At 64.9% G+C, this 23,427-nt stretch carries 23 protein-coding genes and 2 pseudogenes; 10 read left to right on the forward strand and 15 right to left on the reverse strand.

Annotation, left to right across the window (positions count from 1 at the left end; genetic code table 11):
* Positions 1–38: 38 nt before the first annotated feature.
* Positions 39–617 carry a TetR/AcrR family transcriptional regulator gene (locus ACFV3I_RS13455; RefSeq protein ID WP_126893485.1) on the forward strand — a complete coding sequence of 193 codons (579 nt, stop codon included), beginning with the start codon at positions 39–41 and terminating at the stop codon, positions 615–617.
* Here ACFV3I_RS13455 and ACFV3I_RS13460 read toward each other — a convergent pair.
* Positions 594–1,010 (reverse strand): MarR family winged helix-turn-helix transcriptional regulator, encoded by a 417-nt coding sequence (locus ACFV3I_RS13460; RefSeq protein ID WP_378823137.1) that lies wholly within the window; start codon positions 1,008–1,010, stop codon positions 594–596. The two genes, ACFV3I_RS13455 and ACFV3I_RS13460, sit on opposite strands and share 24 nt — an antisense overlap.
* Positions 1,011–1,118: 108 nt before the next feature.
* Here ACFV3I_RS13460 and ACFV3I_RS13465 point away from each other — a divergent pair.
* Positions 1,119–1,421, forward strand: a pseudogene (locus ACFV3I_RS13465) (EamA family transporter); the annotation flags it as partial.
* A gap of 364 nt (positions 1,422–1,785) precedes the next feature.
* Here ACFV3I_RS13465 and ACFV3I_RS13470 read toward each other — a convergent pair.
* Entirely contained in the window at positions 1,786–2,382 is a 597-nt protein-coding gene (locus ACFV3I_RS13470) for a hypothetical protein (RefSeq protein WP_378823138.1), read from the reverse strand.
* A 273-nt stretch (positions 2,383–2,655) separates the two neighbouring features.
* Here ACFV3I_RS13470 and ACFV3I_RS13475 point away from each other — a divergent pair, with 273 nt between their 5' ends.
* Positions 2,656–3,627 (forward strand): metallophosphoesterase, encoded by a 972-nt coding sequence (locus tag ACFV3I_RS13475; RefSeq protein WP_378823140.1) that lies wholly within the window; start codon positions 2,656–2,658, stop codon positions 3,625–3,627.
* Between the two features lie 382 nt (positions 3,628–4,009).
* Here ACFV3I_RS13475 and istB read toward each other — a convergent pair whose 3' ends face one another.
* The 8 genes from istB to ACFV3I_RS13515 all read right to left on the reverse strand — a co-directional run bounded on the left by istB (position 4,010) and on the right by ACFV3I_RS13515 (position 9,892).
* A complete protein-coding gene (gene istB, locus ACFV3I_RS13480; protein ID WP_378823142.1) occupies positions 4,010–4,789 on the reverse strand; it encodes an IS21-like element helper ATPase IstB in 780 nt (259 codons plus the stop codon).
* A 10-nt stretch (positions 4,790–4,799) separates the two neighbouring features.
* Complete coding sequence (gene istA / locus ACFV3I_RS13485) at positions 4,800–6,440, reverse strand: IS21 family transposase (protein WP_378823144.1); 1,641 nt, start codon at positions 6,438–6,440, stop codon at positions 4,800–4,802.
* 27 nt (positions 6,441–6,467) lie between these two features.
* The gene (locus ACFV3I_RS13490) at positions 6,468–7,280 is read right to left on the reverse strand and encodes an ABC transporter permease (RefSeq protein ID WP_378823146.1); all 813 of its coding nucleotides are present in this window, start codon (positions 7,278–7,280) and stop codon (positions 6,468–6,470) included.
* The gene (locus ACFV3I_RS13495) at positions 7,277–8,242 is read right to left on the reverse strand and encodes an ATP-binding cassette domain-containing protein (protein WP_158032982.1); all 966 of its coding nucleotides are present in this window, start codon (positions 8,240–8,242) and stop codon (positions 7,277–7,279) included. The genes ACFV3I_RS13490 and ACFV3I_RS13495 overlap by 4 nt, the downstream gene beginning before the upstream one ends.
* 22 nt (positions 8,243–8,264) lie before the next feature.
* Positions 8,265–8,642, reverse strand: coding sequence for a DUF3052 domain-containing protein (locus ACFV3I_RS13500; protein WP_158033065.1), 378 nt, complete (start codon positions 8,640–8,642; stop codon positions 8,265–8,267).
* 98 nt (positions 8,643–8,740) lie between these two features.
* Positions 8,741–9,193, reverse strand: a complete 453-nt coding sequence (locus ACFV3I_RS13505) for an SRPBCC domain-containing protein (protein ID WP_158032983.1) — start codon at positions 9,191–9,193, stop codon at positions 8,741–8,743.
* The gene (locus ACFV3I_RS13510; RefSeq protein ID WP_209904488.1) at positions 9,180–9,527 is read right to left on the reverse strand and encodes a helix-turn-helix transcriptional regulator; all 348 of its coding nucleotides are present in this window, start codon (positions 9,525–9,527) and stop codon (positions 9,180–9,182) included. Before ACFV3I_RS13510 ends, ACFV3I_RS13505 begins: the two co-directional genes overlap by 14 nt.
* An 11-nt stretch (positions 9,528–9,538) precedes the next feature.
* Positions 9,539–9,892: a VOC family protein gene (locus ACFV3I_RS13515; protein WP_158032985.1), complete on the reverse strand. Its 354-nt coding sequence runs from the start codon at positions 9,890–9,892 to the stop codon at positions 9,539–9,541.
* Between the two features lie 640 nt (positions 9,893–10,532).
* On the opposite strand from ACFV3I_RS13515, the pseudogene ACFV3I_RS13520 reads away from it, so the two are divergent.
* Positions 10,533–10,684: pseudogene (locus ACFV3I_RS13520) on the forward strand (IS3 family transposase); the annotation flags it as partial.
* Positions 10,685–10,769: 85 nt separating this feature from the next.
* Here ACFV3I_RS13520 and ACFV3I_RS13525 read toward each other — a convergent pair.
* Together ACFV3I_RS13525 and ACFV3I_RS13530 are read right to left on the reverse strand one after the other, a co-directional pair.
* The gene (locus ACFV3I_RS13525; protein ID WP_378823150.1) at positions 10,770–11,642 is read right to left on the reverse strand and encodes a hypothetical protein; all 873 of its coding nucleotides are present in this window, start codon (positions 11,640–11,642) and stop codon (positions 10,770–10,772) included.
* Between the two features lie 129 nt (positions 11,643–11,771).
* Complete coding sequence (locus tag ACFV3I_RS13530) at positions 11,772–13,589, reverse strand: DUF262 domain-containing protein (protein WP_378823152.1); 1,818 nt, start codon at positions 13,587–13,589, stop codon at positions 11,772–11,774.
* A 69-nt stretch (positions 13,590–13,658) separates the two neighbouring features.
* Between ACFV3I_RS13530 and ACFV3I_RS13535 the strand changes: the two genes are divergently transcribed.
* The 3 genes from ACFV3I_RS13535 (at position 13,659) to ACFV3I_RS13545 (ending at position 15,907) form a co-directional block, all read left to right on the forward strand.
* On the forward strand, positions 13,659–14,579 hold the full coding sequence (locus tag ACFV3I_RS13535; RefSeq protein ID WP_378823153.1) for a GIY-YIG nuclease family protein: 921 nt from the start codon (positions 13,659–13,661) through the stop codon (positions 14,577–14,579).
* Positions 14,580–14,708: 129 nt separating this feature from the next.
* Positions 14,709–15,398, forward strand: coding sequence for a metallophosphoesterase (locus tag ACFV3I_RS13540; protein ID WP_378823155.1), 690 nt, complete (start codon positions 14,709–14,711; stop codon positions 15,396–15,398).
* Positions 15,399–15,511: 113 nt separating this feature from the next.
* The gene (locus ACFV3I_RS13545; RefSeq protein WP_378823156.1) at positions 15,512–15,907 is read left to right on the forward strand and encodes a hypothetical protein; all 396 of its coding nucleotides are present in this window, start codon (positions 15,512–15,514) and stop codon (positions 15,905–15,907) included.
* A 146-nt stretch (positions 15,908–16,053) separates the two neighbouring features.
* Here ACFV3I_RS13545 and ACFV3I_RS13550 read toward each other — a convergent pair whose 3' ends face one another.
* The 3 genes from ACFV3I_RS13550 to ACFV3I_RS13560 form a co-directional block, all read right to left on the reverse strand.
* Complete coding sequence (locus ACFV3I_RS13550; protein ID WP_378823158.1) at positions 16,054–17,100, reverse strand: hypothetical protein; 1,047 nt, start codon at positions 17,098–17,100, stop codon at positions 16,054–16,056.
* A gap of 211 nt (positions 17,101–17,311) precedes the next feature.
* Complete coding sequence (locus ACFV3I_RS13555) at positions 17,312–17,764, reverse strand: hypothetical protein (protein WP_378823159.1); 453 nt, start codon at positions 17,762–17,764, stop codon at positions 17,312–17,314.
* A gap of 456 nt (positions 17,765–18,220) precedes the next feature.
* Entirely contained in the window at positions 18,221–18,481 is a 261-nt protein-coding gene (locus tag ACFV3I_RS13560; protein ID WP_378823161.1) for a DUF3892 domain-containing protein, read from the reverse strand.
* A 186-nt stretch (positions 18,482–18,667) separates the two neighbouring features.
* Here ACFV3I_RS13560 and ACFV3I_RS13565 point away from each other — a divergent pair, with 186 nt between their 5' ends.
* The 3 genes from ACFV3I_RS13565 to ACFV3I_RS13575 are packed head-to-tail and all read left to right on the forward strand — an operon-like array spanning position 18,668 to position 23,426.
* On the forward strand, positions 18,668–20,668 hold the full coding sequence (locus ACFV3I_RS13565) for a helix-turn-helix transcriptional regulator (RefSeq protein WP_378823163.1): 2,001 nt from the start codon (positions 18,668–18,670) through the stop codon (positions 20,666–20,668).
* An 8-nt stretch (positions 20,669–20,676) separates the two neighbouring features.
* Positions 20,677–22,272, forward strand: a complete 1,596-nt coding sequence (locus ACFV3I_RS13570) for a type I restriction-modification system subunit M (RefSeq protein WP_378823165.1) — start codon at positions 20,677–20,679, stop codon at positions 22,270–22,272.
* On the forward strand, positions 22,269–23,426 hold the full coding sequence (locus tag ACFV3I_RS13575; RefSeq protein WP_378823167.1) for a restriction endonuclease subunit S: 1,158 nt from the start codon (positions 22,269–22,271) through the stop codon (positions 23,424–23,426). Before ACFV3I_RS13570 ends, ACFV3I_RS13575 begins: the two co-directional genes overlap by 4 nt.
* The last annotated feature ends 1 nt before the right edge of the window (position 23,427 follow it).

A 23,427-nucleotide genomic window follows, 5' to 3' on the forward strand; every position in this document is an offset into this window, starting at 1 on the left:
TCAGTATACATACACGCTGTACGTAAAGGGAGAGGACCATGCCTCGCGCCTCCGCAGCCGACGCCGCCCAGACAGCCCAACGCATCCTCGATTCGGCGAAGGAGCTCTTCTCAGCACGAGGCTTCAGCGAAGTCTCGGTCGATGACGTCGCCCGGGACTCCGGGGTCACGCGAGGCGCGGTCTACCACCACTACCGGAACAAGGTCGCACTGTTCGGCGAGGTCGTCGCCCGCCTCCAAGCCGACGTCGCACGAGCTGTCGTCGCGGCAGCAGAGAAGGCAGACCCGCAGCCTCTCGAACAGCTCAGGGCCGGGTCGCACGCATTCCTCGATGCGATCACGAACGGGGCGGCCATGCGAATCCTGCTCATCGATGCACCAGCGGTGACCGGCTGGCAGGAATGGCGCCGACTCGACGCGGAGAACTCGGCGACACATCTGCGAGAGGCACTACGTGAGGCGGGAGTTGCAGAAGACATCCTCGATGCGTCGACCGCGCAGCTCTCCGGCGCGATGAACGAGGCGGCCCTCTGGACGGCCCAACACGAGGACACCGACCTGGCTCGTCGGCAATCTCATAAGGTTCTCGACAGACTACTCACGGCCTACGTGTCGTAGATCCGACTCTGGGGCATGCGCGAGCTTTCCAGAGACTCGCACGATGTCAAGGAGGTCGCGCGCGTCGAGCCGCTCGGCGAAGCGACGGCGCACGGATTCCAGGTGCACGGCAGTCGCTGCTCGAAGGGCGTCGAGACCGAGGGGGGCGAGCACGAGCAGACAGCCGCGACCATCTGCCGGGTCGGGGTCACGGCGAATCAGCTCTCGCGCTTCCATCCTGCCGGCGTGACGCGAGAGCCTGCTCCGTGACCACCCCATCTTCTGCGCCTGGGCATGCAGTGTGCTCGTCATTTCCGGCGCCTCGACCAGGGTGCTGAGCACCTCGTAGTCGGGCTCCGAGAGACCCGATGCAGCAAGGTCGTGCACCACACCGGCCTGCACTGCGATCGTCATGCGACGAAACGCGCGCCAGGCGACTTCCTCGTCCTCGCTCAGCCAAGGCGCCGCCGACCCCATCCTTCTCGTTGACATGATTCTGCTGACCGGCATCGCCGTGGTCGGCAGCCTCCCATGGGCACCGTCGTGGAGTGGGGCGCGTTCGCGTACCTCGCGGCGGTGAGCATGTTCCTCGGGTTCTTCGCCTGGTATCGCGGCCTCGCCATCGGCCCAATGTCGCAGGTCAGCCAGGTGCAGCTCACTCAACCCGTGATGAACATCCTCTGGGCGGCCATGCTGTTGGGCGAGCACATCGGCTGGCAGACCGTGACCGGCGGCATCGCCGTAATCGGCTGCGCACTGCTCGCAGTTCGCGCCCGCAACCGAGGGAAGCAGGCAGGCGTACGAAACACACTCCGCGCTAACTGATGACCGATCTCGCAGAGGTTAAGCGGCGTCAGTGGTGAGCTGAGCAGCGTGTCAAAGTACACCAGCTGCTTCGCCCTGCACCCGCTAGCCGTTCTCTATTCTGCCCCCAGCTCGAGCTGGAAGGGCGCCCCTTCGCGCGCCTCATCCATTGCTGGTCTCCAACGAGCACGTCACCGGCCTAGAAGCGCGTTACCGCTGCGTCACCGCAACCGCCGGTCCCAAAACGGCGAAGGCCCCGCGTCCCAGTGTTTCCAAGGAGCTTCGGGCCTTCGTGGTTGGCGGTGACGGCGGGATTCGAACCCGCCGTCACCCATGCACAGCGTGTATGACGAGCGTCGTGATGATGAAAGGCAACCCTGACGGGTCAGAACTCGGTTTCGTCCGCGGTAGGGCCGACAGACCTTCCGCGCTCCTCCAGGTACCGTGCGTACTCTTCTTCGGGGTCGTACCGGTTCGGGTGGCCGTCGCCCCACAGTTCGTACTTCGTCTCGATCCTGCCGGGCGGGAATGAAGGCCAGCTCCAGTCTTCGCCGCGTGCGTGTGCCCACACCGCAGTTTCCAAGGAGGCGCGCGCGAAGTCGATGGCGGCGAGGACCGAGTCTACGAAGGCACTCCAGCGGTCTCGGTTCGAAGTGGGCCAGCCCCCGGATTCTTCGTCCCAGGAGCGATCTCGGTCTGTGTAGGAGATGCGCTGCGTCGAGAAGGTGGCGAGCTGCGACGCCCAGTCGGCCGGCAATCCCCGGGGGATGCGGAAGTGGATGGTTGCGTACTCGTCCGTCTCGTTGGTGAGTACGCGAACGCCGTAGCCGTCCCAGGTACCGATGACATAGCGAGTGCATGCGAGATGCGAGTAAAGAGGCGACGGGTCGATGTCTCGCACGTACTGGTCAGTGGTGGGGCGGGGGAAGTCCGGCAGTTCGATGTCAGACTGCGGCGTAGTCGAGGCGTGGATGTTAGTCATAAGCAGCTTTCTCTGAGTGGTTTGGACGCCTCCCTATGCGCGACAACATCGAGCCGGCAAGGCTCAGCTATAGGTCGTCAAGTACGCGTGCTGAGACACCCGCGTTGGAGAGAGCTGGCGTCGAGAATCGCCGAACGGACGACAACGCTCCATGCGAACAGACTCGACGCATGTTTGCTTGAGATGCTGGCAGGATCGCCCGGTGTACGGCCGTGGTGCTCACCGCTAAACGGAGTCGGGATGAGAGTGTCTGAACACACAGAAAGGATCTCTTTGCCCGATCGGCGCGTCGCGGTGTGCGGCGACTGGCACGGCAATGCAGATTGGGCTCGTCTGGTCGCCCGGGCATTCCCGTCGCTGGCACCCGATGTGACGACGCTACTGCACCTAGGGGATTGGCAGATGTCGCCGCGCGAGGTCGACACGATCTTCGCCGACACGAACATCGACCGCTTCTACGTGGTCCTCGGGAATCACGACGACTACGGTCAGATCACTCCGCTGCTCGATCGACATCCCGGGGAAGCCGTAAGGGTATCCGAGCTCACCTGGATCCTCCCACGGCCAGCCCGCCTCACCATCGGCGGACGCTCTGTTCTGGCGCTTGGCGGCGCCGCGTCCGTCGATCGCGAGTCCCGCCAAGAAGGGCGGACCTGGTGGCCAGATGAGACGATCACCGATGACCACGTCGCGACAGCTGTCGCCGGTGGGCGGGCGGATCTGATGCTTACCCACGAGTCGCCGGCCAACAACCCCGTCCGCGCCGTTCGCCAGGTCTTGCGCACAAACCCGCACCGGTTTCCGAGGATGGCACTCGAGGCTTCCGCAGCATCACGCGCGCGCGTGAGCGAAGTCTGGGACGCTGTGCGCCCGGAGCTTCTCATTCACGGGCACATGCATGTCGCAGGAGGCGGACAGACCGATGATGGACGGCGGGTCGCTAGCCTCGGACGCGACGGCCACGAGGGGAACCTCGGGATCCTCGACATGCAGAACCTTCGGATGGCAACGCCGAGTCTCGCCGTCCTCCGCGGACTGGCGAACGACCAAGCTCCCCGCCTCACTCGTGCGCAGCGAATCAACGGCGCCGCAGAAGCCCTGCACTCGGGTGTCTTGGACGGACTCAAGCCGACGCCTCGTGCCCTCCGTGACGCCCAGGACTACGTCGACGGTGTCCGCAGTCTCGAGGAGATACTCGAAGAGGTCCGCCGCCGCCATACTCGAACCCGCCACGATGAGCCTTGACCGAGGAGAAGCCCCTCGCTTCAGGTGCGACCCTGCGCGGGCTAGCTGCAAGCATTCAGCTAGTCGCGGTCGCCTCACGAACAGCATCGACGCTGTTTCGCTCGACGGACGGCCGCAAGTATGTCTGTCGCTGTGCCAACCGTTTTGGTCAGGCTTGTACATCGCGACTGTATAAGCCTGCGCCACGGCTCCCGCCGCATCCACCCTCCCCGCTATACGGCACCGCTGGGTGAGAGGCCATCTCCTGTTGCTTCAGCGGGAGGGCGGGAGCGGTGGCTATGACGGTTTCGCCTGACACCGTTTGTCGGTCTCGCTCGACACCACCTGGGCACCGAATGGGGTAGGAGTGTCGGCTTCGTTCGACACCACTTCGCGACCCGTGTTACTGCTGGGCGAGTCGCCGGTTGGTGTGGGCGAGTCGGTAGGAGTCTGTCCCGGTTTCGATGATGGTGCCGCCGAAGGTGAGGCGGTCGACGATTGCGGCGCAGAGCCGCGGTTCGGTGAACGTCTTGGTCCACCCGGAGAAGGACTCGTTGGACGCGATCGCGACAGATGCCTTCTCCTCGCGTTCGGTGAGGACCTGGAACAATAGTTCGGCACCTCGTCGGTCGAGCTGCATGTAGCCGAGCTCGTCGACGCATAGCAGGTCGACGCGTCCGTAGCGGGCGATTGTTTTCGACAGGGTCTTCTCGTCGGCGGCCTCGACGAGCTCGTTGGCGAGCTTCGTGGCGAGGGTGTACTTGACCCGATAGCCGGCCATGGCGGCCTCGGTGCCGAGTGCGATGAGCAGGTGGGACTTGCCGGTACCGGAGTCGCCGATGAGGCACAGGGGTTGGCCCTTCTTGACCCAGTCGCACTTGGCGAGGGTGTGGATGGTGGCGGGGTCGATGTTGGGGTTGGCGTCGAACTCAAAGGCCCGCAGGGACTTCTCTCGGGGGAACTTCGCGGCCTTGATCCGTCGCTCGGAGCGGCGGAGAGCCCGGTCGTCGCACTCGGCCAGGAGGAGCTCTGCGAGGAACCCGCGGTAGGACATCTGCTCGGCCGCCGCCCGGTCTGCGCCGTCGGCAAAGCCTTGTCGGATGGTCGGCAGCCGCAGCATGCGGCACGCCTGGTCGATGGAAGCATCGGCGGCTTCTTCAGTCATGCCTCGACGGCGGGTCATGGGGGCTCCTTCATTCCTGGGCGCGAGATCGGCGTCGTAGCAGCTGGTCGTACTGGTCGACGGTCGGCGGCGGGCGGGTATCGACGGGCAAGGGCTTGCGTAGTCGCCGTTCGGTGAGCGAGGCGATCACGGTGGGGTCGCTTCGAGGGGAGACCGCGGAGTCGGGCGCGCCGCTGTTGTCGCGGGTTTGGTCTTCGGCCTTACGCGCTTCGAGCGCGACGACGTCGGCTGTGTGCCCACCGGCTCGCAGGGCGGCGGTTAGCCCGGCGACGACATGCTCGTGCGCGAGGTGTCGGTGCAGGAGCAGGACCTCGATCAGGGCGCGGGTGCCCTCGGCATCGCCATGGGTCTTGCAGGCCGCGGCCCACCACTCGTCATGTATTGGGGTGAACCGGCCGGTCTTCCGGGCTTGCTCGAGGGCGGTGGCTCCGGGGAGCGCTCCGGGTTTGCGGAGGAGGACCTCGAGGTAGTGGTCCAGGTCGAGCTGGACACCGCCCTTGGTCATCAGCCGCTCGTGGCGCGCCACCTCCTTGTGGCCGTCGTAGACGACCAGCTCGCTGGCATGTAGCAGGACCCTGATTTGGCGACCGACGTAGCGGGCTGGCGCGGAGTACTTGTTCATCCGGACGCTCACCTGAGCGAACCTGTCGACCCGCGGGGTGAACCATCGGCCGGTCTCGAACGGCTCGGTCGGGAGCGCAGCGAGGAGTGGTTGCTCGGCTGCGAAGTGCTCGCCGATGGTGTGCGCGCGTGAGGCGATCCTGCGTTGCTCGTCGCTGCGGTCCCAGGCGTCGAGCATGGCGTTGAGCTGCTCGATGGAGTCGGCTTCTGGGATGGGGACGAGGTGGTTGCGGCGAAACCAGCCGATGTCGCCCTCGACGCCGCCCTTCTCGTGCGCGCCGGTGATCCCTGGCTGGCAGTAGAACGCCTCGATCCCGTAGTGGGAGCGGAACGCGGTCCACCGATCCGCCTCGACCCGCTGACGGGAGAACCCGATCACGGACGCGACGGCGGCCTTCAGGTTGTCGTAACGGATCTTCCCGGTCGGCACCCCGCCCAGGACACGGAAGGCGTGTACGTGGCCTTCGAAGAACGCCTCCTGCCCGGCCGAGGCGCTGATCCTGTGGACGGCCTTCCCAGAGTAGGACAGTCGCAGGCTGAACAGCGTGCAGGTCACCAGCTTTCCGCGCAGCCGTACGACGACCTCGCCGAAGTCAACCTCGCCCTCGCGGCCGGGCAGGTGGGTCTGCGGGATGAACGTGGTGACGGGCTCCCGCCCGGTTTCGATACGGATCTCGCGGCGACGGGTCGCGACGTAGTCACGCACCATCCCGTACGACACCACTCCAATGGCGTCGTGCTCGTCGAGGAGCCGGCCGAAGATGCGCTTTGCGGTATGTCGCTGCTTCCTCGGCGCGTCCAGGTCATCGCGGAGCCAGCCGTCGATCACTGACCGGTAGGGGTCGAGCCGCGACCCCCTCTTCGGTGGCGGCTTGGGCTCCTTGGGCCATGCCGAGGCCAAGGCTGCCGCTACTGTGCGGTACCCGACTCCGTGCTTGCGTTGCAGTGCCCGTTTCGACAGGCCCTCCTTGGCATCACGTCGAATTGCTGCATAGAGGTCGACACGGGACGTTCGTGCTTCACGCGCCATGACGTCGGTGTCCGCAGGGGGTTGCGGTTAGTTGAGCGCCTTGGTCCGCGACGCGAGACGGACCGCCATGATCACCGAAACCAGCAGGATCCCGGCCGACCAAGCGAGGGCGGCCATCAGCGAGGTTTGGTCGACGCCGATCAGGTCGGACTGGGTGAGGCCACGCAGTGCGTCGATCATCGGAGTGAGCGGCTGGAAGTCGGCGACCGCTGCCAGCCAGCCTGGCATCGACGCGGTGGGGACGATCGCGCTGGAGATGAAGGTGAGCGGAATCGCGATGAACGCCAGCCCCTGGGCGGCCTCCGGGCTGGAGGCCGCTGACCCGAGCGCGAGGAACAGCGCGGCGAACGCAACCGAATAGAGCACCAGCATCGCCAACGCCAAGACGAGTTCGCGTACGCCTGCGTGGGGTCTGAAGCCGGTGACGAAGGCCGCGAGGAGGGTGGTAAGTGCTGCGGCCACCACGATCGTCGACTGGGCGGCGAGCCGTCCCAGTGTGATCCCGGCGCGAGCCACCGGCATTGACAGGACGCGGTCGGAGAACCCGGCGGAGCGTTCCTTGGCGACGGTGACCGCGGCCTGGGACGATCCGAACAGCAGCGTGGTGGTGATGATGCCGGGCGTCATGTAGTCGACGTATGTCAGCGGAGCGGAATCGATTGCGCCGGCGAAGACGTAGCGGAACACGAGCAGGAAGAGAACGCCCTGCAACAGGGTGGGGAACACGGCCTGCGGGTCGCGAAGGAACACCTTCAGAGTCTTCGACCCGATCGTGGCGCTGGTGGCAGCTAGGCCCGCTGACGGAATCGGAGTCACTGTCGTGTGGATAGTGGCGGTCATGGGCTTGCCTCGCTTCCGGTCATAGAGAGGAAGACGTCGTCGAGCGTCGGCGGCGACACGGAGAACTCGGTGATGTCGAGGATCCCCTGCTCGGTCACCGCGCGATGCGCGGCGTCGAGGTCGAATTGGCCGGTCACCGTCAGCTCGTTGTCTCCGAGGTCGCGGATCTCGCCGCGCAGCCGTTCCGCCAGCGCCTTGGCCTGGTCGCTGGACAGCGGTGCGTGGGTGACAAGACTCAGCGTGGTGCTGGCCATCGTGCGACGAAGTTGGTTCGGAGTTCCGGCCTGGATGACGCGGCCCTCGTCGATGATTACCACTTCGTCAGCGAGACGCTGTGCCTCCTCCAAGTACTGGGTGGTCAGCAGCACCGATGTGCCGTTCAGAGGTAGGGATCGGATGGTCTCCCAGAGGCTGTTGCGGCTGTGGGGGTCCAGCCCGGTGGTCGGCTCGTCGAGCAGCAACAGCGATGGCCTGTTCACGAATGTCGCGGCCAGGTCGAGGCGGCGGCGCTGACCGCCGGAGTAGGTAGAAACGCGTCGGTCGACGAACTCGCTCAACGCGAACCCGTCGATCACCCCTGCAGCGGCCTGGCGGGCCTCGCGCGGTGAGAGACCGTAGAGGCGGGCAACCATGCGTAGGTTCTCGACGCCAGTCAGCTCGGCGACAACGGCGGCGTGCTGTCCCGCCAGGCCGACAATCCCCCGAACCGTCTGGGCTTCGTCCTTCACCTCGTGCCCGAGAACGCGGAGCGATCCGGCCCGGTAGGGCTGGAGGGTCGCGATTGCTCGCACCAGGGTGGTTTTCCCAGCGCCGTTGCGTCCCAGGACCGCTGTGACCCGTCCCGCGGGAGCGCTCAGATTCAGGTCCCTCATCACGGTGCGCTCCGGGTACTCGATCTGCAGGCCGAGCGCCTGGACCGCGACGTCGGTGTTCGGAGTCTGAGTTGACTGTCCTGTCGTCATGTCGCCGCTCGCGTACCCGCGGTCAGTTCGCGGGCTTGAGACGGACCGACGACCAGGTGTCGGAGAGCGAGATATTGCCGTTGAGGGTCCAGCCTGATTCCTCGGCGCGCTTCCAGATGCTGTCGCGATTGATGTCGGCCTTGTTGCCCTTCGGGTATCCGATCCAAACGGCCTTCGGCGTCGACAGCAGCGGGAACACATCGTCGAGCAGCGTTTCCAGTTCGTCACGGCTTTGGGCAAACATCACCGCGACCCCGGTGGTGTCGCGGTCGATCCCGTCGACGACGGTGACGTGTTCAGGGAGGGGATCGAGCAGCGCTCGCTGGTCGGGCGAGGAGGGGCCGAGCAGCAGCTCGGTGCCGGGCTTGATCTGAAGTTTCTCCGCGATCGTGCGCGCCATGACATGGCCTTTCGTCGTGTTGTCGCTGGCGGTGCCAGCCACAGTTGGTGGATTCGGTTCTGCCCCCAGAGGACGGGCAGGATGATGGGTCAAGTGGATCAGTGGAGGTGCTGGAGCAGTTCGCTCATTCGGCGCAGGACGTGGCTGCGCCAGCCGCCGTTCATGAACTTCCGGGCGAGTTGCTGTGTGGGGTCGTCGGGGTCGAAGCCGGCGTGTTCGAGGAACAGGCGGGTGCCCTTCCCTTCGGGCTGCAGCGTCCAGGTGACGGTGGTCGCCATCCAGTCGGGCTGTTGGGCGTCTGCCCAGCTGATCCGAAGCATCTTCTGGGGCAGCAGGTCGAGCACCTCACACGTGATCCGTCCGGAGAATCCGGTCTGCGCGACGGGGCGTGCCCAGAAGGTGAACCGGTGACCCACGACGGGTTCGAAATCGTTGGGCATGAGCCACTGCGCCATCAGCTCCGGCGTCGTCAGGGCCCGCCACAGTTTAGAGGGCGTGTGCGGGAAGTACTGGTCGACTTCGATCCGGGTCAGGTCTTCATGCGTGGTCATCGTCGTCCATTTCGTCGAGAACACCGCCGAGCGCGGTCATCCGGTTGCGCCAGAAGCGCTCGTAGGGAGTGAGCCAGTCGATCAGCTCGACCATCGGCTCGCCCGTGACGCGGTAGTAGCGGTGACGACCCTCCTGGCGCTCCTCCACGAGTCCGGACTCGCGCAATGCACGGAGATGTTCGGAGACGCTCGGACGAGACATGTCGAACTTCCCGGCGAGTTCCCCGGCGGTGTGGTCACCACCGAGGAGCGCGTCGAGGATGTCCCGACGAGTGGGGTTGGCGAGCGCGCCGAACACCTCGTCCAGCGGGCCGTTCTTGAGACGTCGAGGCAAACTGGACGACCTCAGCCCTGCAGGATGTAGCCGTTGCCGTCAGGGTCCGAGAAGGTGGCCTGCCGACCCCACGGCATCTCGTTCGGACCGTCGACGACCACACCAGCTTCCTGCAACCGTTCGACATCGGCGTCCAGGTCTGAGCTGGCGAACAGAATGCCCTGCCCGCCGCCAGCGCTCATCCCGGGGAACGGCTTGTGCAGCACCAGGGTGGTGCCGCTCTGGGCACCGACCTCAAGCCAACGGTTCTCGCCGAAGGTCTGGTCGGCCGTCACCTCCAGCCCGAGCGCGTCGACGTAGAAGTCGCGGGCGCGGTCCTGGTCGGAGACGAACACGGTCACGGTCTTCACGGTGTTGATAGCCATGCCCACACTTTACGTAGGAGAAATCCTACGCGTCAAGCCCGAGCTGCGCCCGTTGGACTTCCTGGTCGACCCCCAGCCACCAGTGGTGTCACCGCTCATCGACATCTATCTTGTCGCCGCCAGGCATGGTGTCGAACGAGACCGACAAACGGTGTCAGGTGAGCTCGACGGAATCAGGAGCGGCAAGGTTCGAGCAGCGTCGAGCACGCATTCGACGGACCAGCAATCCTCCCTGACGAGTCTCTCTGGAGACGAGTGAACGCCTGGGCGTGAAGGTCTGACGAAAGCTCCAGTGCACGAGCAGCCCATCGCGGGACGAAGGCTATGTTCGCCGTGCTTCAGGCGACGAGGAAGAGCGAGCCGACGCTCGCGGCCGTCGAGATGAGTAGTCCGCCCGCGGCGGTCAAAAAGTCGCGCCGAGTCGAGTTGAGCACTCGTACGCCGCAAGAAGGCTTTGTTGTCGTAGGTAGGACGTGTGAGCCCATGTTCGGCGCAAATCGCGTCCCACTTCTCGTCCCTACCGATGAAGAGAACCATTGACGAGGGGTCGCCGGGAGGTGCGAGTTGTCCTCGAGCTCGGCCTTCGCGAGCTCTTCCATCTTGTCGATCCGCGCCTGGGCATGATCGAACTCCTTGCGCGCGCCGATGGGCCCCCGGCAACGACTTCCGCCTCGCCATCGTAACCTGGAGCGAACGGACCTACTACCGGCGCCGTCGACAGCGAGCCCTCGGCAAGTTGCGCCCGTCGAATTCGAAGCCATCATGACCACACAGGCCGCATCCGCGGCCTAACACGAAGAGTCACCAAGACCCTCGGCAGTCCCACGGAGCTTCGATCAGACCGGGAGCTCGTCGTACAGCACAATCCACCCGCGGCTCAACGCTTCGGGACAACGGGGGCTGGCACTGGACGCTCCCCATTGACCTGAAGCTTCAGATCACGCCAGCGTTCCAAAGCGAGCCCAGTTGCCCGACCGGCAATGGAGACGACGCTGATCATCCACTCTGTCTTCGTCGAAAGCGTGCCACGCAGCACGTTGCCGTCGGAGTCGAGGCCCGAAAACTCTGGGACGGACGCGCCACGACGGAAGGACGGATGCGTGAAGCCACTCGCTAGTCGCCAAACCACCACGAGGGCATCATCACGAAGCTTGGGCACTTGCCCGGCCTCCCGCACCACCGTCTCCCACGTGGGGAACGTATTCTCGTACTCGTCGGGCTTGATGGAATTCGCGGTCGCAATCGCACGCAAGTATGCCTTGTGTCGCTTCTGCCGGCGCGCTTCTTGACGAAGCAGACTATTCACCTCAGAAACAGCTCGCCCGGACAGAGCGCTCTTGGTCAGCGCTCTCTCATGGATGAGCTCATCGTGTCCGGCCTGCAAGCGACGAAGCACCCTCGTCCTGCGATCAGGGGGCGCAAGCACCCACATGGCCATGCTCGCACTCTCAATCTGAGCGCGCACCAGCGGATACAGAGCCATGATCGGAAGTTGAAGCGTGCCGTCCTCAGCACGAACCATTGAGTGCATCGAACGACCAAGGTCAACAGCCTGCATGATGCAATAGCTGATGAAGCGTTCCAACTGCATCGGGTTCGTTGCCTGGTTGTCGGCAGCTATCACCGACCGCGCCTGCGCAGGGGGCCGCTGCAGACGGTCGTAGGCGTCCCTTAGCGCGTCTTGACGCCGCACAACCTCTTCGAAAACTGCGGCCAAGTCTTGCTGCTCATGGATCAGCGTCCCACCCACGCCGCTCTCCTCCCCCGTGTTGTCCATTTTCGTAGTCCGTGGTCTCAGACTTAGGACCGTGACCTGGTCGTTCGAATCAAAGGTGCTTTGTACCGTCACTGCGCTTGGTCGCACCCGAGGTTGTCCAGACTATTCTTCGAGCGCCGCGTCCAATTCGGTGCCGTCGTACTCGTCGCCTGTATCTGCCCCGTTTACCGGGTGAGCGCCAGAGGCGAGCTTGCGTCGAATCCGCTCCCCCAGTGCTGCTCTCCGCGCCTCATAAAAGCTCAGGAACTCGGCCGCCTCGCGCGGGAGTGCCGTGAGTTCGTTTAGCGTCTTGTAGTTGCTCAGCAGATCCGGAGTCGGGTAGGCACGTACCGCCCATTCAGCTGGCGCAGTCGCGGACTTGTCGATGTTCTCCGGGCCAGCGAGCAGTTGCAGATTTGCAAAGCGATCTCGCCGTTCGGTCAGCGCATCGATGTCAGCGCTAGCGAGGCCTTGATCCTTGAGCCGCTTCGCGTCGAGAAGTGCCCGCGGGAACACATGATCGACGTGGAACTGGTTGCGCGTGTCGACGTGGTCGAAGAGCATCGCCAGGACCGCAAACGTGCGGGCGCTGCCGTAGGACAAATCGAGAACGTCATCGACGAGTTCGTCGGTCACTGCGAGGGACTTGCCTCGTAGCGCCATCGTGCGCTCCAGGTCCGCTGCCGGGAACCCGGTAGATCCGTGTTCGTTGAGGACGGTGCGGATGTCGCGTAGTAGTGTGTCGAGACCTGATCCCCAGATGCCGCGGACGATGAGGGACCTGAGCACCCAGGATCGGAGCAAGGCCCGGTCGGATGCGTGAGCGACCGCTGTGCGATAGGCGTCGTCGAGGCCTCGTGTATGAAGGTAATAGGCGACCGGGATTACGACACTCTTCGCCGACAGCGTGGCATCGGACAGTCCGAAATCACTGAGCAGTCCGACCGCGGTCTTGAGCGAGTCGCCGATGTTGTCCCACTGCCGATCAAGTTCGGCCATGTTTTCGGCCGTGAAGTTCTTGACATTGAACGCGATGTCGTTGATGCCGGCGAGCATCAAGCCCGCCTTGAGGACAACGTCCTGCGAGAAGGTGAACCCAGAGCCTGTTGTGTTCAATGCGTCAACGAGTCCGTGGATGGCGCTGCGAGCATCGCGATCCTTCCATTGCGCCGTGGCAATGGATAGCAGGAGGTCGCTGTAGGAAAGGACCGTGCCACCGGAGTTGACGCGGATGAAGATGTCGAGCACGCGTTCGACATCTTGATCGGTCTCCTCGTACATGTGCAGGCTCTCCTTCGCATGGATCGCCTGGTAGAGCTCCCCAAGCACGTCAATGGCGAAGGTGTGATTTCCGAGCCCGATCTCGGCTAAGTCGCGCATCGGCTGCATAGCAGTGGTCGCGTCGAACACCTTGCTGACGGGGAACCAGTGGTACTCAGAGTCCTCGGCGGAGTCGCGCACCTGTTCGTCGGTGAGGAGTCGGAAGTCGTACCGGAGTCCGGCGTCGTTCGATGCCGCTTCGCGGAGGATGTTCAAGTAGAGCCGTCGGGTCGGGTAGCCGCGGGCAGTGTTGTGTCTCGCGTACTTCTCCCGAACCGCGTAGGAGCCACGCAATCCGATGTTTAGCGAGGTGAGCCGCTGCTGGCCATCGAGAACCGCTGTGAACCTACGGCCGGGAAGGTCGAGGTCGGGATTGTGGCGGTTGTCGAATTGAGAGTAGTCCTTCATGAAGCCGTAGAACTTGAACTTCTCGACCGTCTCCGGTTCAATCCGCCAGGCCAGGAAGCTTCCGATGGGGTATCCGCGGAGAACGGAGTCGAATAGCCTCACCACCTGCGATGGCTTCCATACGTACTCGCGTTGGATGGCAGGGAGAACGAGGTCGTTGGACTGGATGCCGCGGAGTGTCTCAGCGATAGTCTTCGGAGGAAGGTGGCCCATAGGTCGACGCTATCGGTATCCAGCGTGATCCCGCCCACAACGAGGATCGTTGCAGCAGAGAGGGATGCTGTGCTTCTGCATGACGCAATCGCGGATGTTCTTCAGTCGACGGGCCGACCGATGCAGCCAGTGGAGATCGCCGAGCAGATCAATCTTCGCGGACTATATTCGCGACGTGATCGGGAGCGTGTCCCTGCCAGCCAGATCAATGCTCGCATCCGGAAGCACCCGGAGTTGTTCATCCGCACTCCCGATGGAGTGCGGCAGAACACCATCCCGATGCCAGCGACATCGACGCTTGCGACCCAGCGGAACAGCATCGATCACACCTTGTCCACCTCTCAGTTCGGCGGCGCTTCAGACAATGCGGCTGACCAGCTCCTACCCTTTGAGGCTTTTCGTTCCGCTGCGGACATCGACGACGACGTACCGGATCTGTTCGGGGTGTATGCGATCAAGATCCGCGATGTGCGCTCTCTTCCTCCCCGGTACCGAGACGCGGCATCCGACCGTGGAACCGATCTGCTGTACGTGGGCGAAGCGGCAGGCCGCACGCTCCGCCACCGGTTCCTCCGCAACGAGCTTCGTGGACGGGGTCACGGCACCTTTTTCCGCAGCATCGGCGCGGTTCTTGGATACCGGCCGCCAGCGGGCTCACTCGTGGGCAGGGCCAACGCACGGAACTACCGGTTCTCCGCTACCGACGTCACCGCCATTGTCAGTTGGATCAACGACCATCTCGACGTCTCATGGGTCACACTTGACGCCGGCGTCGTGCACGAGACAGAGGTCGCTCTCATTCGGGCGCTTCGCCCACTCCTCAACATTCGCGACAATCCCGCGGCATTGCGCGAGCTTTCGGACGTACGTGCCCTGTGCAGGCGCCTCGCGTCGTATGGATCTGAGGTGCCGTCAGCTTCCCCAGCTCACCGTGACGCCACGTGGGCTGGCCCGATCTCACCGACCCGCCGACAACGTCCAAGCTTCTGAATCGCGATACCCACAAAGACTGCGACGCTACTGGTAGACGCTGCGCGAACGGTACTCGTGACGCGCTCGATCCCTCTCCGAACGACGTCGCCGCTGACATCTGAGGAAAGCAGATGAGACTGGAGCCTAATGAGCCTGCTCGACACCGCCGCGATGATGGACCTGCCCGACACTCGGGTTGCGGTTTGCGGCGACTGGCACGGGAACGTGGGATGGGTTCGGACGCTGGCGCCGGCTATCGGACGGCTCGCCCCAGATGTGACGACGATCCTGCAGGTCGGTGATTGGTGGATGGACACCGAGCTCACTGACCCCGTCTTCCTTGATGCCGGCATCGAGCGCGTTCTCGTGACGCTCGGGAATCACGAGCCGTGGCCACTCGTCGTGCGGGCGCTCGACGTGGCTCCGGAAGAGGCCGTTCAGATCTCGGAGGTGACGTGGCTGCTCCCACGCCCGTACCGGTTTCAGGTTGGCGGGCGCCAGATCCTCTCGCTGGGCGGTGCGACATCCGTGGACCGATTGTGGCGGGTCCCTGGTCGGGAATGGTGGGCGGAGGAAGCGATCACGGACGAGCACGTCGATGCGGCTATCGCCGGCGGCCCGGCTGACGTGATGCTCACGCACGAGTCGCCTGCCCGTACTTCGGTGCGGGCGGTGCGGAGGATGCTGAGCAGGAATCCTGCCGGGTTCCCGGGACGGGGTTCTGCTGGAGTCGGCGGAATCCCGGGAGCGCGTCACCCGCGTGTGGGACGCCGTGCGTCCGGAGGCTCTGTTTCACGGGCGCATGCATGCCCCCGGTGCCAGCGCCACGGACGATGACCGGCGGGTGATCAGCCTCGGACGCGACACGCAAGAGGGCAGCGTCGCACTCGTCGACCTGGCCACGCTTTCGATGACGATCCCGAGTCTGCGGGAGATCCAGGAGGCCGCTCATGGATGACGACGCCCTCCGCACCTGGGTGGGCGATGACTTCCCAGGGCCGATCCAGGCCATCGCCGACCGTTCACGCCCCGGGCGGGTCGCCGACGTCAGCGTTGAGCAGGGGTGGTGGCCGCTACTGGTCCGCCTCGACCGCCGGCTTGCGACCATCGACCCCGACTACGTGGTCCGGGAGGTCATGCCTGTGGACGGGCGGTTACGGTTCGAAGTAGAGAACAGCCGCTACGCCCGGGAGCTCCGAGCGATCATTCGTGACGCGGAGGCCGAGGCCGCGCGCACGTGCGAGATCTGCGGGCGCCCGGGCAGGAAACGCGGCACTTATCACCCCTGGTACGAGGTGCTCTGCGACGAGGATGCCGGTCTCCGCTCGACGATGCGGACTTGGTAGAGTTTGGCCAGCAATCCACGACATTCCGGCTCCGGCTCGATAGTGGTGGTGGCCCCCGGTCTCATGCTTCGGCTGCCGGGGGCTGCTGTCTTCGGTCGCTGATCTCGTAGCAGGTCAACGTGTGCCGCGGTGAGCGTTGCTCGTTGTTACTGCTCGCATTCGGGGTCGGTGCTGTCATGCAGCCACATGACGTGCGTGATGATCGTGTTCTCGATGCGGTCACCGACGGCCAGGAACGTGGGCGCGGGCAGGACGAGACCGTCGTGGACGGGTAAGAGCATGTTGTCTTCGACGATCCATGCCGCGTCGGGCCCAGCGACGAGATACGTGCGATGGTCGTCGATTTGGTCGACGAGGGTGCCGGCGAGGATGCGGACGATGGGTGTGGTGAGCGTCCACTGGGCGCGCGTGTGCAGGTAGAGGCAGTCGCCGAGCGTCGCTTGTTCGATGCCCGGTCGGGCGTCGGGGTGCCGGATCGCTTCGTCGACGGTGTCCGCGGCGTCGATCACGCTGGCGGGCACGGCGACGACGAGGGCGCTGTGCCACGGCCCGGGCGCGGCTGGCGTCGCGGGTGAGCGTGAGGTGATCTTCGACCAGCGCCCGGCGGCGGAGATGGCGTGTACGGCCCCGGATGCGGTGACGAACAGCGTGACAGACTCCCACTCGGCCGGGATCTGACGGTTGGCGTCGTAGCGCCTGTGCCTACCCGGCGTGAGCATAAACCTGCGCGGGACCTCGAACGCCAGCACACGGCCCACCTTCGCGTACTGATGCAGCCGGTCCCGGATGTCGTAGACGTGGGCGCTCGCCCCGCGCGGTTGCAGCCGGTTGAACGCGGTCACCTCGTCGCTGGCGAAGACGATCCCGCCCGCGACGACGAGTCCGGCATGGATCGGGTCGTCCTCGAGCACCCGCAACGGGACGCACCAGAGAATCCGATCACCATCGTCATCGTCATCGTCATCCCCTGACCGGATGAGGCCACCCCAGAACGCGCTGTCTTCAAGCGCGTCTTCGTTGTCGATGGGACGAACCGGCTCACTCTGCCGTGTGTCGAGTGTGACCGTCGCCGGTTGCCACTCGGGCTGCCCCGTCGGCGTGACGGTGAAGGGTGCATGGAGCATCAGGCCGGCCGCGACATCCACGATGAACAGACCTTCGTCGGTGCGGATCCCGTGCAGGGGCGTCACCACCGCGAACCACACCTGACCCGGGCCGCGCGACGCCTATGCATCGGACGGTGTTTCGCTTGCGAGTGCTTCGAGGAGACCCTCCAGCGCCAGGTGCAGCTCGTCGTATCCGTGTACGTAGAAGCGCGCATCCATGTCCGGCCAGGGGACATCATCGAGCCGGGACAGGAGCTCCCGAACCTCCGCGACCACTTCGGCCAGTGTTTCTGGTGACTCATCGGATGTCATCGAATTCGCCCGGCTTGAGCGCATCCTCGACGTCACCATCCGTCTCCGGAGTGCGGTACCCGTGCTCCAGGAGAAACGTCATCAGGTCCGCGAAGTCCGCTTCCGATTCGACTTTGGCCAGCGCCGTCCGCATCCCGTCGATGAATAGCTCGACGCTCGCGCGGGTGTCGGGACGGCGAGAAGGTGTTGGCTGTTCGGCTGTGGAGGTCAGGCTTAGGGTGAGCAGGACCGGGCTAGTGGTGCGCACCGTGCCGATGTACGGCAGGTCCGGGCGGTCGTAGTCCGCGGGATTCGCTTTCCACCACTCGATGTGCCCCAACCCGGAGCCCGCATCGAAGAAGAAACTGCGCACCCCCGTCAACGGATCGCCGTCCAGCAGCAAGGCGTTGACGCGCGGATACCTGGTCACCGTCGAGGACGAATTGTCCTCGATGTCCACGTGATAGATGGTGCGTGACGCGGTGATCACGAAGTAGGTTCCGGGCGCGGACCGCTCCGTCAACGGAATGCCTGGGGTTGATACGTCACCCCGCGCCGGTTGGTCGCTCACAATGGCGCCCTACGCCTGTGGGTCGTAGTGCGCGACAGCGAGGATGGTCGGGGTCGCGTCATCGTTCCTCCAGGTGCCGATCAGCGCGAAGTTGCCGCTGCTGCTCTCGACGATTCCGCTTGTCGGGATGCGCGAACTACCGATCCGACGACATCGCCGCCGCGCCCACACGCGATCCCCGCGCGAATCGAGCGAGCGGATGCTCAGGCCTGTAGGTGAAGCACCGCGTGGATATACGGCGTGCCTCGAGCGTGAAGCGTCTGCTGGGGAGGCGCGTCCCCTTGCCTCCTCCCCAGCAGACCCGCGGCACGAGTTCAATCGGCCGCGGCCATCCGGACTGTCCCCCTACAGGTCCGGGAGGTCGTCGAGGTTGTTGCGCGTCGTGGCGTCCCGGTCGGTGCGCAGGTACTTGCCCGTTGCGCCCTGCACGACCCGGATCTCGGTGCGCTTTTCCGGCCACTGCACGAAGTACGTGTGCGCCCGGGTCTCGATGTCTCGGATCGCATCACCCGACGGTCGCGTTGACCAGTACTGGCCCGGCTGCCCGATAGCGGTGATGTTTCCGTAGCGGTCTTTCCTGCTGTGTGTAATGCGGCGATCAGCCATGTTCTGTTCTCCTGACAGATCGGTACTGCTCCAGAGGTGACGCCGGCCCGCGAACCTCACGAACCCGATGGCGAGCTCGCACCACAAAAGCTAGAGAACGTTGAACGCCGACCTACATTGAGTACTGATAAGCCCACTTATCAGTACGTTATACCGAATGTCGGTGCGGAGTCTTAGTGTGGGCGCATGACCTCAAATGCTTCGATCCAGGAAGAGCCGGTCCCGCCCCGCGGGCTCGTCTCTCTCCAGGGCGTTGCCACGCTGGCGCACGTCCAGCGGCCTGTGGTCTCGATGTGGAGGCGGCGGTTCCTCACCGGCACGAACGCCTTCCCCCGCCCGGTCCGCACGGTCGCGAACCGTCTCCTGTTCGACGAGGACGAGGTCGCGCAGTGGTTGGAGGTGACCGGCCACGGCAACAACCCGGATGCCCGAGCGGATGCCGCGTCCGCAGCCACGCCCACCGATCTCTCCTTCGCGGTGGACGCTGACGTCGCCGAGCTGGAGGCGCTTATCGCGTTGCAGGGGCAGACCGGAGCCTTGGCCGGGCGCACTGCGACTTCCTTGCGTGAGGATGCCGGCCGGACGGACCCGGACGATCTCACCATCCGGTCCGAGATCGAGCAGCACATCCGGAGCGGGCGGGACTGGCGAGCGTTCGTCGACCGCATCGTGGATGCGGCCTACTCGCCCGCCGGCGCGTTGGATGTCGTCGCGCAACGCTCCAAGGCCGCCGCGTCGTCGTCCGGGTCCGATGCGCCCCTTGGTGCGGAAGTGACCGATCTGCTCGGTGCGTTCGTGCAGGCATGGCCGCAACGCCCGCTACTCCTCGGCGCCGGTATCGACGCGGACCTCGGCATGCAGCTCGCCGCGCAGGCGCACGACGACACCGACCTCACGCTGACCCCGGGGCCGCAGTCGCGCCGGCTCCGTCGCCGACTCCACGTACTCGGCCGCTGGCTGACCGATGCAGAACCCCGCCCGGGCCTGCTTCGGATCGACCGGATTCCGCACAGCGCAGACCACACCGACGAGAGCAGCCTCACCATCGTCGACGAGCTCGCGCTACAGCTCCACAGCGACGACATCGCGGTGGTCCTCGGCCCGGCACGCCTCCTCACCGACGCCCTCCCGGCCGCAGAAAGCGGCATCCGCGCGGAAATCCTCCGCACCGACCACGTGCGCGCCATCGTGCGTCTACCCGCCCGGCTGGTCCCGGGCGCGACACGCGAAGCCCTCGCGCTCTGGGTGCTCGGCACCGCTCCCCTCCACCTTCCTGCTGAGGAGCGCTACACCGCCATCGCCGACCTCACCGACACGACCCTCACCCCCGCCCACCGGGCAGACCTCATCAGCGACGTCATCGCGAGCATGGGCCCGACGGATCAACTCCGCGCACGCGCCTACCGATTCCTGACGCGGCAACGCACATCCTCACTGCGCGCACGCCTCGGCAGTCTGACGACCCCGCAGCCCGCACGACACCGCACCCCGAATGCCGTGGAACTCGTCGCCCGTCTGGAATCCGCCCAACGCGATCTCGGCGACGACCTCCCACCCATCATGATCACCGAACACGATGGCGAGACCGCATCGCCGCCGGCGCGACTCACCGATCTCGTACGCGACCGTCATGCACGCCTCATCCCCGGGACGCGTCTCTCCGCCGAATATGCCGGAGACACCGGCCTGCGGGTCATCCGCACCCACCACCTCGACAACCCGTCCCTGATCGGAACAGAACGGATCGATCCGCTCACCTTCACGGCCGCCCACCCGTCAGCGCCCCTGACGCAGCCGGGGGATGTCGTGTTCCGCACTGGCCCCGCCACGGCCGCGTGGGTTGACCATGACGGCTCCTCCGTCGTCGCCTACCCCGCCCGCATCCTCCGCATCCGACGCACCGACCCCGGCGGGCTCGTACCCGAACTGGTCGCCGAAGACATCGCCACACAACCTGCCGGACCAGGCGCCTGGAAGCGCTGGCACCTCCGCCGCGTCCCACCCACAGCTGTCCCCATCCTCCGCGACGCCCTCACCGAAATCCGCGCAGTACAAGCAGACCTCACCGCCCGCCTCGCGCGACTCGTCACGTACACGAACGCCCTCGTCAACGGCGCCGCCGCTAGTGCTATTACCCTGACCATAGGCCGACCCGACAGCACCACCGTCACGGCCCCAGAAAGCTAAGAGGAACCATGCCCCGCACCGCCAAAACCGCGCCCGCGGCACCATCCACGATGAAGGAACTCAAGGACACGCTGTGGAAGGCCGCCGACAAGCTCCGCGGCTCCATGGACGCCTCCCAGTACAAGGACGTCATCCTCGGGCTCGTGTTCCTCAAATACGTCTCCGATGCCTTCGACGAACGACGCACCGCGATCCGCACCGAGCTCGAAGCCGACGGATACGACACCGACCAGATCAGCGAACTCATCGACGACACCGACGAATACACCGGACGCGGCGTGTTCTGGGTCCCTGCCAGCGCACGCTGGGGCCACCTCGCCGAGAACGCCAAGAGCAGCGAGCCCGAACGCCCCATCGGCGCCCTCATCGACGAGGCCATGGATGCGATCATGCAAGCCAACCCGCAACTCGCCGGCACCCTCCCCCGCATCTTCAACCGCGAGAACGTCGACCAGCGACGCCTGGGCGAACTCATCGACCTGTTCAACTCCGCCCGCTTCGCCGGCCAGGGCCAAGCAGGTCAGACCGGGCGACGCGCCCGCGACCTGCTCGGCGAAGTCTACGAATACTTCCTCGAGAAGTTCGCCGCCGCCGAAGGAAAACGCGGCGGAGAGTTCTACACCCCCGCCGGCGTCGTCCGCGTCCTCGTCGAACTCCTCCAACCCACCCACGGGCGCGTCTACGACCCTGCCTGTGGATCCGGCGGCATGTTCGTCCAAGCCGAGAAGTTCCTCGAAGCCCACCACGGCGAAGGCGCCGACATCTCCGTCTACGGACAAGAGCTCAACGAACGCACCTGGCGCATGGCGAAAATGAACCTCGCCATTCACGGCCTCACCGGAAACCTCGGCCCCCGCTGGGGCGACACGTTCGCCCGCGACCTGCACCCCGACCTGCAGGCCGACTACATCATGGCCAACCCGCCCTTCAACATCAAAGACTGGGCACGCAACGAATCCGACCCTCGCTGGCGGTATGGCTTACCGCCAGCGGGCAACGCGAACTATGCCTGGATCCAGCACATCCTCTCCAAACTCGCCCCCGGTGGACAGGCTGGCGTTGTCATGGCCAACGGCTCCATGTCGTCCAACTCCGGCGGCGAAGGACAGATCCGCGCCGAGATCGTCGAAGCCGACCTCGTCTCCTGCATGGTCGCCCTCCCCACCCAACTCTTCCGCTCCACCGGAATCCCCGTATGCGTCTGGTTCTTCGCCAAAGACAAAGGCAAGCGCGCCGGAGAAGTGCTCTTCATCGACGCGCGCAACCTCGGCCACATGGTCGACCGTGCCGAACGCGCCCTCAGCGACGACGACATCGCCAAGATCGCGGGCACGTTCCACGCCTGGATGGGCGGCGAATCGGATGCTGCGCCCTCCGTGTACGCGGACGTTCCAGGCTTCGCGTACTCGGCGACGCTCGCCGAGATCAAAGCAGCCGACTACGCCCTAACGCCAGGCCGATATGTCGGTGCCCCAGAGGTTGCGGACGATGGCGAGGCAATCGAGGAAAAACTTGCCGGTCTGCGCGCCGAGTTGGAGAGGCAATTGTCTGAGTCCGCACGCCTCGCAGAAGTCGTGCGCGAGCAGCTTGGGAGGGTGATGTGACATCGCTCGCAGATGTATGTTCACACATCGTCGACTGCAAGAACCGCACCGCTCCGACCGACACAGACGGCGAATACTTTGCCATCGGTACGCCTGCGATGCGAGGGAACGTCATCAACTTCCGAGAAGCGCGACGCATTAATGCGCTCACGTTCAAAGAGTGGACAGCGCGCCTAATACCCGAACCAGGCGACCTCCTACTTGCACGAGAAGCTCCGGTCGGGCCAGTCGTGATCGTTCCGCCGGGCGACAACATCGCGGCTGGTCAACGCACGACGCTGTTGCGGGTCGACCCGAGGATCGCGGATGCGCGATACCTACGGCATTACCTTGTTGCAGCGCCAACTCAGGCTCGACTCTTGTCCCGGGCCCACGGATCGACGACCCCGCATCTCCGCGTTGACGACATACGCAACTTCGACGTAGACCTTCCTTCGTTGGACGAGCAACGAGCAATCGCCGAGGTGCTGGGTGCGCTCGACGACAAGATCGCCGCCAACACCGCTCTCGCAGCGGCAGCGGACAACGTAGTGCGTGTTGAGTATGAGACGCTCGACGCTCCTTACGTTCGAATCGACAGCGTAGCGACTTCACCGCGGGTGAAGGCCGACCCGGTACATCTTGCATCCCAGGAGACATACGTTGGGCTTGAGCACCTGGGCCGACGCAACATGTGGCTGAGCGAAAGTGGTACAGCCAGCCAGGTTACGAGCGCTAAGTCAAGATTCGAGTCCCGGGATGTGCTCTTCGGGAAGCTGAGGCCGTACTTCCACAAGGTTGTCGGAGCCCCCACGGACGGAATCTGCTCGACTGACATTCTGGTACTTCGGGCTAGGAACGCCGCAGACTCATCGATGTTGCTCGCCGCCGTTTCGAGCGATTCAGTCATAAGCGAGGTTGTCGCTGCCAGCGAAGGAACTCGCATGCCGCGCACTAGTTGGAAGGATCTCGCATCCGTCAATATTCGCTGGCCAAACGACGCTTCACGCTCCACGATGGGTGCCCGGCTGGACTCCATCCGAGACTCGGCGGAAGCTGCGATTGCGGAAAACACTGTTCTCGAGGAAACGCGGGACGCCCTTCTTCCCCATCTCATGTCCGGCAAGCTCCGTATCCGTGACGCAGAGGCCGTAGCGGCCGCAGCGGGCGCTTGAC

The organism is Microbacterium sp. NPDC059771, assembly GCF_042732495.1.
In the GTDB taxonomy this organism is placed as follows: domain Bacteria; phylum Actinomycetota; class Actinomycetes; order Actinomycetales; family Microbacteriaceae; genus Microbacterium; species Microbacterium sufflavum.